The sequence below is a fragment of the Micromonospora echinospora genome (assembly GCF_900091495.1).
GTDB classification, from domain to species: domain Bacteria; phylum Actinomycetota; class Actinomycetes; order Mycobacteriales; family Micromonosporaceae; genus Micromonospora; species Micromonospora echinospora.
In genome coordinates, this window is record NZ_LT607413.1 from 6,079,489 (window position 1) to 6,091,961 (window position 12,473).

2 protein-coding genes are annotated in these 12,473 nt (G+C 72.8%); both read right to left on the reverse strand.

Annotated features, from left to right (window positions below; all coding sequences use genetic code 11):
- Nucleotides 1–15 precede the first annotated feature (15 nt).
- Nucleotides 16–4,776, reverse strand: a complete 4,761-nt coding sequence (locus GA0070618_RS26160; RefSeq protein ID WP_088983993.1) for a type I polyketide synthase — start codon at nt 4,774–4,776, stop codon at nt 16–18.
- Between the two features lie 5 nt (nt 4,777–4,781).
- Nucleotides 4,782–12,353, reverse strand: a complete 7,572-nt coding sequence (locus tag GA0070618_RS34905; RefSeq protein WP_231931456.1) for a type I polyketide synthase — start codon at nt 12,351–12,353, stop codon at nt 4,782–4,784.
- Nucleotides 12,354–12,473 lie beyond the last annotated feature (120 nt).

Sequence of the window (12,473 nt, forward strand, 5' to 3'; positions counted from 1 at the left end):
CCTCTCGTGATCGCGCTACACGCGGCCGGTTCGGTGGGCAGGCTCCGGTCCCCACGTCCAGCCGACGACGTACCGTCTCGGGGGCAGGCCTTCGGGGTTGGACACCTCACGAAGTGCAACCTGGTAGATGCGGTCACCGACCTCGACGGTCAGCGCGGCTGAGGCGGCGGCCACCACCGTGAACCGTCGTGGGTCGCCGGCCAGGCCGGTGCCCTCTGCCTTGGCAGCGGCCTCCTTGGCGACCGAGAAGCGGGCGAACCACAGGTGCCCGTCCTCGCCGCCGGCCAGCAGCGAGTCGAGCAGCCGTCGTTCTGGTTCCGACAGGGCGGACGCGACCGCGTCCACCGGAGGCTCGGTGATCTCGACAGCGTCGATGCCGACGCCCGGCGCGCCGGGCAGCGCGTCCGGCGCGCGGGGCCCGGCGATCGCCACCCCGATCTCGGCGACGTGGGCGAGCGAGACGTCCCAGGCGCCGAAGCCACGGCCGGGGCGCGGGTGCACCCGGGGCCGGCCGTTCGGATCGTTCGTGATGGTCAACTCGATCGGATAGACCTCGGCGTGGCCGCCTTCCCACAGCGGGAACCGGACGGCGTCGATAGCCGCGAGCCGGCCGAGCAGCCACTGCTTGCGCGCCTTGGGCGGCTGCCGCTCGTAGTCGGTGTAGCCCCTGTTGCCGAGGATGCCGCGCGCGGTCATGCCGCGGGTGACCAGGTCTGGCCAGCAGTCGACGGCCATGGTCCAGCCCTCCGGCTGCCGCAGCGACATTGGGTGGCGCTCCGGGAAACGTTCCTCCGGCAGGGTGGGGTGGCTCTTGAACCGTCGCTCGATGCAGCCGTCGAGCTGCGCCCACACCCGGCCGTCGACGGCGAGTTGGATGTCGAAGACGTGCTGCGCGTCGTCGGTCGAGCGCGCGCGGGCGATGCACTCGCAGGCTGTACCGGGCGCTGGCGGCGGACCGAAGAACCGTGCCTGTCCGATTCCCACCGGCAGCGCCGAGAACGGTTGCGTTGTGACGATCCAGTTGGCCACCAGCTGGAAGGTGCTGTCGAGCAGTCCGCCGGGCGGGGACGGGGCGGTCACCACGCCCCGGATGTGCATGTCGCCGACGGCGTGCACCTTGGTCACGCCGCGGAACAGGGGGCCGTGGAACACGAACCGTCCGGCGTACATCTCCTCGGCGCTGATCCGTGGCGGCTGTTCCGTGGCGGGGTCGTGCTGCCAGAACGTCGGACGGTCGGCCGGGTAGTCCGGTGCCACCTGGACTGTCGAGCGGGCGTAGTTGCCGAAGGTCACCGAGAATTGGCCGGGACCGGTGGGCTTGACGGTGATCTCGACGTCCTGGGGCGGCGCGGCGATGCACCAGAGGTTGAACCGGGCACCGTGCACGCCGACGACCCGCATGCCGGGTGCCGCCTGCTGGGCGGCCTCCATCATGTGGTGCAGGGCGGTGGTGCCCGGCATCACGGGCCAGCGGTCCTCCGGTTCGGGCCAGTCCTCGGGCTGCACGAAGAAGCAGTGGTCGCGCAGGTACGGCATCGTGTCCAGGGCGACCCGCAGAACCGTACGGTGGACGCGCGGCGGCGGTGACGGCGGCGGCTGCCCGATTCCGCCGTCGGCGACCAGACCGTCCGTGGGGTCGCTGAGCAACGAGGCGAGTTCCGCGGCGGCGCTGGAGCGTCCGGCGAGGGCGTGCAGCCTGGCCAGGGTCGGCGACCTCGGCGGGCCGACCGGGGCGTGCGGGGTCACGGCCGCCGACGTCACCACCGCGGCCTTCGGGGCCTGCGATGCCACGGCGGCCGTCGCTTCCCGAGCAACCGACCTGGACCCACCGACTGCGCCGCTCGTGCCCTCGGTGCCGTTCGCGTCACCCGCCGATTGGTCCGCGGACACCGAGACGCCGAGCAGCTTGTCGGCTCCCTCGCCGAACCGGATCAGCGCGCCGCCGAGATCGAGCCGCATGACCGGGCCACGGCGGGCGGGCTGGGCGGCGGGCGCCCCAGGCTTGGCGGCGGTCGGCGGGGCTTGGGCGGGCGCCACAGCTTGGGCGGCGGTCGGCGCGGCAGCTCGGGCCCGACCCGTGGCCGCCGGGTCGAGGGCACGCAGATCCGGTGCGGCGCCCTCCACCCACAGCGCCGTGGCGACGCGGCGCAGTTGGTTCAGCCCGCCCCGATGCGCGACGTTGACCGGCATCGCGAGGTGGTCGCGGCCGCGCAGGTTGTCGGCGATGACCGAGGCGAGCTGCCCGGCTCCGACCTGGAGGAAGACCCGGATGCCGGCGTCGTGCATGGCCGCGATGGTCTGGCGGAACCAGACCGGTTCGAGCATGTGCCGTGCGGAGATCTCCAGCACGCGGGCCGGCTCGGCGGGCAACGGTGCCCGGAGGGTGGCGGACCAGACGGGCACCCGGGCGGACCGCACCTGCCAGCGGGGTAGGGCCGCGCCGATGGACTCCAGCCCGGAGGCGAACACCGGGGTGTGGAAGGCGGCGCGGAACGGCAGCTTCTGGCACAGGATCCCGTCGCCGCGCAGTGCCTCCACGAGGCGGTCGATCTCGTCCTCGGGCCCGTTGACGATGCACTGGGCGGGCGCGTTGTCGTGGGTGAGGACCACCCCTGGGTAGCAGGCGAGCCGCGCGGTGATCTGTTGCGCGGCCCCGCCGACGACGGCGAACACGCGGCCGGGCGTCTCCACCGCCGTCGAGTTGAACAGGGCGAGGAACTCGTCCACGGATGACGAGCTGATCAGTCCGGTGGTGGCGGCGGCGGTCCACTCACCGATGCTGTACCCGGCGACCGCGTGTGGGGTGATCCCGACACGGTGCAGGGCGTCGTCGAGCAGCTTGCCGACCTCGATCACGCCGGCGCCGTGCCGGCCCAGGTCGTCGGTGGACCACTGCCGGTCGGGCAGGCCGAAGTGCGCCGCGACGTCCGCGGTGCGCGGGCTGAACTCCGTCTCCAGTCCGGGAAACACGAAGGCCAACTGGCCGGGGGAATCGCCGGCCAGCAGCGGGTCAGGGCTGAACCAGATGTCCCGGGCGCCGTGCCAGGGCAGCCCCTTGGCGACGGCACGCCGGGCGGTGGCGAGGCGTTTGGTGTCGGGATCGACGAGACCGAGCCGGCAGCGCTCGTCCGCCGGAACCCGGTGGCCAGCGCCAGCGCCGGCGGGACCGGCCTGTCGGGCCCGGGCGACGCCGAGGGCGCGGACGGCGTGGTCGTCGGTGTCGAGCAGGCGGGCCAGTGCGGCCGGGTTCGGGGCGGCCAGCCACAGCACCTCGTCGGGCTCTTCGACGGTGACCGCCGCCGTGGTGTTGCCGGCCACGGGCGCCGGCACGGCGCGGGACGCCAGCCCGGTCGTGCCGTTGCCCCCCCGACGGGAGGCGAAGGCGTCCGGTGCCTCCTCCAGGATGATGTGGGCGTTGATGCCACCGAACCCGAAGGCGTTGACGGCGGCACGGCGGGGTCCGTCGCTCTCCCACGGCTGGGCGCCGCTGATCGGCGCGAACCGGGTGTGCGCCAGCTCCGGACGCGGTGTGTCGCAGTGCAGCGTCGGCAGGAGCACGCCGTGGTACACGGCCAGGGCCGCCTTGATCAGGGCTGCGCTGCCGGCCGCCGGCATGGTGTGTCCGATCATCGACTTCACCGACCCGATCACCGGCCGTGGCCCGCCCCGGTGCGGACCGAACACCTCGGCGACGGTGGCGAGTTCGACGGCGTCGCCCGTCGGCGTCGCGGTGCCGTGTGCCTCCAGCAGGCCCAGCGCGTCCGGGGCGGTCGGATCAAGACCGGCTGCGGCCCAGGCCTGCCGAATGGCCAACACCTGCCCTTCGCTGGCCGGGTTGACCATGCTCGCGGCGCGCCCGTCGCTGGATCCCCCGCTGCCGCGGATCACCGCGTAGATCCGATCGCCGTCGCGCACCGCGTCGGTCATCCGCTTCAGTACGACGATCCCGGTTCCCTCGCCGATGAGCAGCCCGTCCGCCGCGCTGTCGAACGGCCGGATCTCGCCCCGCCGCGACAACGCGCCGAGCTGGCTGAATATCGACCAGAAACCGATGTCGTGCACGTGGTGCACGCCTCCGGCGAGGACCGCGTCGAGCCGCCCGTTGGTCAGCTCGGTGATCGCCTGGTCCACCGCGATCAGCGACGAGGCACAGGCGGCATCCAACGTGTACGCCGGACCACGCAGGTTGAGCCGGTTGGCCACCCGGGAGGCGACCAGGTTCGGCACGAGTCCGATCGTCCCCTCCGGCTGGTGCTTGCCGAGCCGCTCGTCGAACCTCGCCCGCACGGCCTCCAGCCTGCTCTCCGGCAGGTCCGGGATCAGCTCCCGGAGCAGGTTGATCGTCTGGCTGGTCATCCGCACCCGCAGGGCGTACCGGGCCGCGGCGGGGCTGATGCTGCCACCCCGACCGAGAAACACACCGACTCGGTCGGCGGCCGGTAGTCGGTCGGCGCCGCCGGCATCGTCGATGGCCGTGGCAGCCACCTGAAGCGCGATGAGCTGATCCGGCTCGATGTCGGGGACGGACGCCGGCATGATGCCGAACCGCAGCGGTTCGAAGGTGGCAAACTCGTCAACGAAGCCGCCCCGGCGGCAGTACACCCGGTCCGGCCGGTGCGCCTGCGCCGGGTCGTAGAACTCCGGATCCCACCGGTGCGGCGGCACCTGGGTGATCGCGTCGAAACCCCCGACCAGGTTGCGCCAGTAGTTGTCGAGGTCACCCGCGCCGGGCAGCACCGCGGCCATCCCCACGATCGCGATCTGGTCGCTGGGCATTCGGGTCACCAGCCCGACGCGGTGTAGACGACGGAGGTGGCTGCCGGATCACCCCAGGCCAGCTCGCCCAGCAGGCTCAGCGCGCCTTCCTCGGGGTCGATCAGACGGATGCCGCGCCGGGCGTACGCCCGGCTCAGCTCCGGGGTGACCATGCCGCCGTGACCTTCGACCGGTGCCCACGGTCCCCAGTGGACGGTCAGGCAACGGTTGCCGGTGCGGGCCCTCCAGCGGGCGCCGACCGCCTCCAGGGCGTCGTTTGCTGCCGCATAGTCGCTCTGGCCGCGGCTGCCGTACGCCGCCGCGACGCTGCCGAACAGCACCACGAACCTCGGCGGGTAGCGCAGGCCCTCCAGCGCGCCCAGCACCGCCTGGGCACCCGTCACCTTGGTGTCGAAGACGCGGGTGAACGACTCCGGATCCTTGTCGGCGATCAGCTTGTCCTCGATCACCCCGGCGGCGTACACCAGCCCGTCGACGCGGCCGTACTCGCCGTGGATCGCGGTGATGAGCTGCCTGGTCGCCTGCGCGTCACGTACGTCGAGGTTGTGGTAGCGCACCCGGGCACCCCGCTCCCGCAGTTCCCGCAGGGTAGCCTCGACCTCCCGACCTGCCAGGATCGCCTGGGCCGCGCGGGCGATCGTCGCTGGGGAGCCGGCCCCCTGGGCGGCGAGCGCCGCCCGCAACGCCACCGCGTCGGTGGCCGCCGCCACCGCCGGATCCTGCGGGCCCTCCGGCAGCGGGGTGCGCCCGACCAGTTCGATGCGGCACCCAGCGGCCGTCGCGAGAGCACGCGCGAACCAGGAGGTGATGCCCCGCGCGCCGCCAACCAGCACCACCACCGAGTCACGGTCCAAGCCGATCGCCCGGGCCTCGGCCACGCCGTCGCCGGCCGGGCCGGCACCGCCAGCCGCCAACGCCCCGAGGCTCGCCGGCACCAGGTCGTACGCACACCGCCCGCCGCCGCTACGGTGCACCACCGCCGCGTCGTCCTTCAGGAGCAACTCGTCGATGATCTGCTGGGCGAGCCTCGGCGCGGGTTCCGTGCCGTCGACGATGACCACCCGCGCCGTGACCGACGGGTACTCCCGAGCAATGGTGCGGAACAGGCCACCCAGCCCGTCCGTGCCCGTGCCGGCGCTCGGGTCGGCGACCGCGAGCACCCAGCGGGGCCCGCCCGCCAGGACCTGTCTGATCAACCCGAACGCGCTGGGCAGCAGCGGCACCTGGCCACCGACCAGACCGTCGAGCAGGACCAGTGCGTCCACGCCGTCGACGGTGCCGGGATCGGCGGCCGTGCCGACGCGCACGGTCGCCCCGTGCCGGCGCAGCATCTCTACCACCTGACCGGCCACCGTTGAAGAGCCGGTGACCAGGAACGTGGCACCCGCGAGCACGGTCTCCGGTTGCATCGGCGCTCCCGCGACCGACACCAACGTGGGGAGCATCCGCGTGGGCGCGACACCCAGCCGCCCGTCACCGTTCACCGGTGCCGCGCCACCCACCGTCGGCGCCGTCTGCGGCACCGTTGCCAGGTGTCCGGCGGGGACCGTGGCGAGCGGCGCCGGCCGCGGCTGCGCCGGTATCGTGGGCACCGCCGCAGCTGGTTCCGGCCCGGCGGGTGTGCCTGGAGACGATGCGGGGACCGTGGCGGTCACGGCGTCCTTCACCCGGGTGGTGAGCAGGTCGAGCATCGCGCGCACCGTCCGCGCTTTGATCATCTCCTCCAGTTCCGACTCGTCGCCCTCGGCTGACATGCCGAGACGGGCGACCACCTCGCCGGCCACCTCGGCCCGCTTGATCGAGTCGATACTGAGGTCGGCTTCCAGGTCGAGATCGAGTTCGATCAGGTCGACCGGGTAGCCGGTCCGCTCGCTGAGCACCGTCAGCACGACGGCCTGAAAGTCCACCCCGCTCGGTATAGCGGCCACGGCCGGTGCCGGCGTGCCGACGGGGGAAACGGGCCCGCCGTTGGGTGCGGGGAAGACGGACGTGGCACCGTCTGCCGGCGTGGCGGGGTCGACGGGGGCGGCGCCGGCGGCTGGCACGTGGGCGGCAACGGCGTCCTCCGCCATCGAGGACGTCCCCGCACCGCTGACCCGGGTGGCGAGCAGGTCGAGCATCGCGCGCACCGTCCGCGCTTTGATCATCTCCTCCAGTTCCGACTCGTCGCCCTCGGCTGACATGCCGAGACGGGCGACCACCTCGCCGGCCACCTCGGCCCGCTTGATCGAGTCGATACTGAGGTCGGCTTCCAGGTCGAGATCGAGTTCGATCAGGTCGACCGGGTAGCCGGTCCGCTCGCTGAGCACCGTCAGCACGACGTTCTGGAGGTCGAGACCGGGCGGGGCCACCACGACTGTGGCGACCGGTGCGGCGACTGCCGCGCCGTTGGTGCCGCTGGTGGCTCCGCGGGGCTCGGGTGGCGTGAACACCGGTACGGTGGCCGGCATCGGCGAGAGCCGTGCCGGTGGACTGGTCGCGGCCGGCGAGACCGGCGACCGGAGACCGGTCGGCGCAGGCGCCGGTGCGATCGGTACGACGCTCCCCGTTCCTTCCGGAGCGCCGCTTGGCGGTGCGGCAGAATCATGGCCGGAAGGGTTCGCCCCGGCCGGCACCGGCGCCCCCTGCCCCGGTGGACTCGCCGCGGCGCCAACCGGGTCGACCGGCGCGCCGGCGGGGCGGTGTGTCTCGGCTGGCCGATGGGCGGTGGGTCCACCGCTGGTGTCGCTTCCGAGGTAGGCGAGCATCACGTCGCGCTGGGAGGCGATCATCTCCCGGTTGGTCCGGAGGAAGTCGGCGAGCAGGTCGTCGGAATGTTCCCGTCCCTGACGCTGGTCTCGACCGCTGGCGGTGCGTTCGGTTGCTGCGGTCATGGACAGCTCCTTCGTACGTTGTGGGGGCGTCATGCCGCCAGGAAGGCGGTTGCCGTGGCGGTCACGGACAAGTTGCCCGTCCACCCGCCAGAAGGGGCGGCTGTCGGCTGCGGTCGGAGTGGCCTCGACGGTGTCGCGGCCATGCAGCAGCCAGCCGGTCTGTACGGGCACCCCGGCGCACGCCAGCTGTGCCACGGCGAGGAGGAAGTCACGGAGCCCCTCGCCGGTGCGCCGGTCGCAGGCGACGGCGAGGTGTGGCCGGTCAGCGAGGATGGCCTGGACGAGACGGGTGAGCACCTGCCCGGGGCCGGCCTCGACGAAGGTGCGGACGCCGGCGGCGTACATGGCTTCGATCTGTTGGACGAAGCGCACCGGGGCGCCGATCTGGGCGGCGAGTTCGTGCCGTACCCCGTCGGCGTGGGCCGGGTAGGCGGTGGCGGTGCGGTTGGACCAGACCGTGATGCCGGGTGGTGTGACCGGTTGGGCGGCGAGCACCTGCGCGAAGCGATCCACGGCGGTGGCAACGAGCGGGCTGTGGAAGGCGCAGGCGACGTTGAGTCGGCGGGCCGTCAGGCCGGCGGCCTTCAGCGCGGTGATCGCCGCCTGCACCGCGGGGGTGGGGCCGGAGATCACCTGCTCGGTGGGGGCGTTCCGGTTGGCCAGGACGACCTGGTCGGCGAGGCCGGCACCTTCCAGGATCTGGACGAGGCGTTCGGCGGTGGCGCTGACCGCCGCCATGGTGCCCGGATCGTCGTCGGTGGCACCGAGGATGGCATCGGTGCGTTGCCGGCTGAGCTGCAGCAGGGTTGACGGGTCGTAGGCGCCGGCGGCGCACAGCGCGACGAGTTCGCCGTAGCTGTGTCCGGCGGCGACGTCGGGGCGGATGTTGAGCCGGCGTAGCAGGTGGTCCACGGCGAGTCCGCCGATGCCGAGCACGGGCTGGGCCATCCGGGTGATCCGCTGCTGCTGGGCGCGTTCCGCGGCTGGGTCGAACGCGGCCGGTGGGAACAGCACGTCCGCACATTCCTCGCCGAGTTCGAGGTACTGGTGCAGGTCGGGGAAGGTGACGAACAGTTCGGCCAAGGCGCCGGGGTACTGGCTGCCCTGCCCGGGGAACAGGAACGCCACCTTGTCGGGGGCGGTGCCGGAACGCGTGGCCTGCTGTGGTGGCTGGACGAGACCCTGCCCGGGGTTGTGCTCACCGGCGAGCGCGCGGTGCAGCAGCAGGTCGAGTTCGGTGGTGTCGCGGGCGACGATCGCGACCTGGACGGGGCCGGAGCGCAGGTCGGCCTGTGCCGCCGCCGTGGCGGCCAGGTCGCGCAGTCGCCATGGCCGGCCGTACCGGTCGGTGGTCTGCAGGGCGGCGGCCAGCTGCCGCATCGCCCGTTGGGCTGCGGAGCGGTCGGGACCGCGGAAGCAGAACAGCTCCGCCGACCATTCCTGGCGGGCGTGGCGCGGTGCGGGCGTGTGTGGGTGCGCGGCGAGCACCACGTGGTAGTTGGTGCCGCCGAAGCCGAACGCGCTGAGCCCGGCGATCCGCTCACGGGCCGGGGCGTTCCATGGGCGGGCCTGCGTGTAGAAGGCGAACGGGCTGTGCCGCGGATCCCACACCGGGTTGGGCCGGGTCAGGTTGATGGTCGGCGGTCTGACCCCGGCGTACAGCGCGAGCGCCGTCTTGATCAGACCCGCGAGTCCGGCGGCGCATTTGGTGTGGCCGATCTGGGACTTGACCGAGCCGAGCGCACAACTGCCCGGCTGCGCACCCGCCTCGACGAACAGCCGCGTCAGGGTCTCCAACTCGGTACGGTCCCCGACCATGGTGCCGGTGCCGTGCGCCTCGATCAGCCCGACCTGCCGCGGAGAGACACGGCCCCGCGCGTACGCCCGGTCGAGCGCCCGACGCTGCCCCTCGGCACGCGGCGCGGTCAGGCCCAGGGCCCGCCCGTCGCTGGAGCTGCCGACCCCTTTGATGACCGCATAGATCCGGTCGCCGTCCCGCTCGGCCTCGGCAAGCCGCTTGAGCACGACACATGCGACACCCTCGCCGAGGGCGATGCCGTCGCCGGTGCTGTCGAACGCGCGAGACCGGCCAGTGGGCGACAGCGCGTGCGCCGAGCTGAACATCAGATAGTCGTTGATGCCGTTGTGCAGGTCGGCGCCGCCACAGATCATCAGGTCACTGGTGCCCGCGGCCAGCTCCTTGCACGCCGCGTCCAGGGCCGCGAGCGACGAGGCGCACGCCGCGTCGACGGTGAAGTTGGGTCCTCCCAGGTCCAGTCGGTTCGCCACCCGCCCGGTGATCACGTTGGCCAACACGCCAGGGAACGAGTCCTCGGTGATGACGGGTAGCTGGTCTTCAAGCTCCGCCGGGACCTCCCCCAGGTAGGTGGGCAGCATCATGCGGAGCGTCTGCGCATGCGCCATGTCGCTACCCACCTCGGCGCCGAACACCACCCCGGTACGCGAGTGGTCGACGCCCGACGCGTACCCGGCGTCGCGCAGAGCCTGGCTCGCGACCTCCAGGGCCAGGAGTTGGGTCGGGTCGATGCTGGCCAACGCCGCGGGCGGGATGCCGTACCGGATGGCGTCGAACGGTATCGGCGCGAGGAACCCACCCCACTTCGAGACGCTGAGCCGTCCGGTCTGGCTCCGGTCCACCTCGGACGCGTAGTAGGTGTCCACCGGCCACCGTTGGGCGGGCACCTCGGTGACCGCGTCGCGGCCACTGAGGATCGTCTGCCAGAAGCTGGACAGGTCCGGTGACTCCGGGAAGAGGCAGGCCATGCCCACAATGGCGACATCCAGCGGCGGCACCGACGCCCGGTCGGCCGTCTCGCCGTCCGGCCCGAACATCGCCGCCAGCGCGGCGAGCCGCTCCGCGTGGAAGCGCTGTGCGCCCGTGGTGACTCCGTCGTGCAGGGCGGTCACGGTGGTTCGCGCGTCACGCAGCACGGCGACCTGACCCGCCATGAACAGTCCCTCGGCGTGCTGACCCGCCTCGTCAACCGCGACCAGCCCGCCTCCCTCGCGACGTTTGCCCTTGCTGGCGATCCGCAGCCGGCCGACGTTGAGCACCTCCAGCGACTCCCACACCTGCCGGCCAGCCGCCCCCGCCGCAAGCAACTCCTGCCGCACCCGGTGGAAGTCGTCGACGTACGGGCTGTGCAGGCAGCGCGTCACGTGTCCGGGTGCCGTCTCCAGCACCGCCGTGCTTGTCGCCGCGATCGCCTGACGCTGGAACAACGGCTGGATCGCCCCGCACTCGACCGCCTCCCGGGTGAACAGGTACGCGGTGCCCATCAGCACGCCCACCTGCACACCGCGACGCGCCAGCGGTCCCGCCAACGCCGCCACCATCGCGGCCGAACGCGCGTCGTGGATGCCGCCGGCGAACAACACCTGCACCTGCGCAGCGGTTCCGGTCGGCGCGCCCTCGAGGAACTCCTCCAACGCCAGCGCCTGCGCCTCCCACAACGAAAGGCTCGTCCGCGGTCCCACGTGCCCACCACACTCGCCGCCCTCGAACACGAACCGCCGCGCCCCGGCGCGCAGGAACTGGCGCAACAACCCCGGTGACGGCACGTGCAGAAGCACGTTGATGCCGTCGGCTTCCAGGGCCTTGGCCTGTGCGGGCCGGCCACCCGCGATGATCACCACCGGCGGCCGGGCCTCCCGCACCACCGCGAGCTGCGCCGCCCGCACCTCCTCGGGGGCGAAGCCGAGGATGCCCACCCCCCACGGTCTCTCACCCAGCGCCTGCACGGCCTCCCGCAGCATCCGGCGGGACTGTTCGCCGCTGGCGAGCGCGAGGGCGATGAACGGCAACGCGCCGTCGTCGGCCACCGCCGCCGCGAACCCCGCCACGTCGCTGACCCGCGTCATCGGTCCCTGCGCCACCGGGATCCGCACACCCCACGCCCGCGCCAGCGGTGCGCCCGGCGCCAGCGACGCACCCGCTGCGGCGTCCCCGACCGCATCCGTGATCGCCGCGCGGATACCGCGCACCGCGGCGGTCGTCCTCCCCCAACGCTGCCGGAACACCGCGGCCAACCAGCCGTCCTCACCCACCGGCAGCAACGCGCCGACGCCGTCCGGTCGGCCGTCGCGGCGCACCCCCCGCACGCCATCACGTAGCACCGTCTCCGAGCCGTCCATCCGGCCGATCACGGCCCGCACGTCCTCCGGCAGATCCGACTCCGGCATCAGCGCGAACTGGCTGTCCACCACCACACCAGCCGCCCCACCCACCACACACGCGGCGGCCGTACGCGGCCCGATCCCGCCAGCCACCCACACCGGCAGGTCCAGCGCCTCATCGGCGAGCAACTGCTGCAACAGAACGAACGAACTCAGCTCACCGACCCGTCCGCCCGCCTCCGAACCGCGTGCGATCAACCCGTACGCACCGTTCGCCGCCGCCGTATGCGCCTCCGTGCGACTTGTCACCTCCACCAGCACCCGATAACGCTCCGCCGACGTCCTCAGCGGCCACGAACCATCCGCCGGCAGGACAACGAAACTCACGCGGTCCTTCGCGGCGCGCTCCACGTCGGCCACCGTCGCGGCACAGCCCGCAGGCACCCGCACCCCGATCGGTCCTGCCGACCTCGCCGCCGCCTGCTCCAGCGCCCGCAGCGTCGGGCGGTCGCCCCGGGCCAGATCGAACACGCCGAGCCCACCACCCGCATCGGCAGCCACGACCATCTGCGGGCTGGGCTCAACCGCACCACATGGATTGATTACGATCACCAAATTGCGACTGGCGGGTGCGGTATTCATCGAACTCCCGTCGATTGGGTCAGGCGCGCCGGCACTTCCAGTCCG

Excerpts from the sequence above, each read along its gene's own strand:
- GA0070618_RS26160 (WP_088983993.1), bottom strand. The coding sequence starts at position 4,776 with ATGCCCAGCGACCAGATCGCGATCGTGGGGATGGCCGCGGTGCTGCCC.
- GA0070618_RS34905 (WP_231931456.1), bottom strand. The coding sequence starts at position 12,353 with ATGGTCGTGGCTGCCGATGCGGGTGGTGGGCTCGGCGTGTTCGATCTG.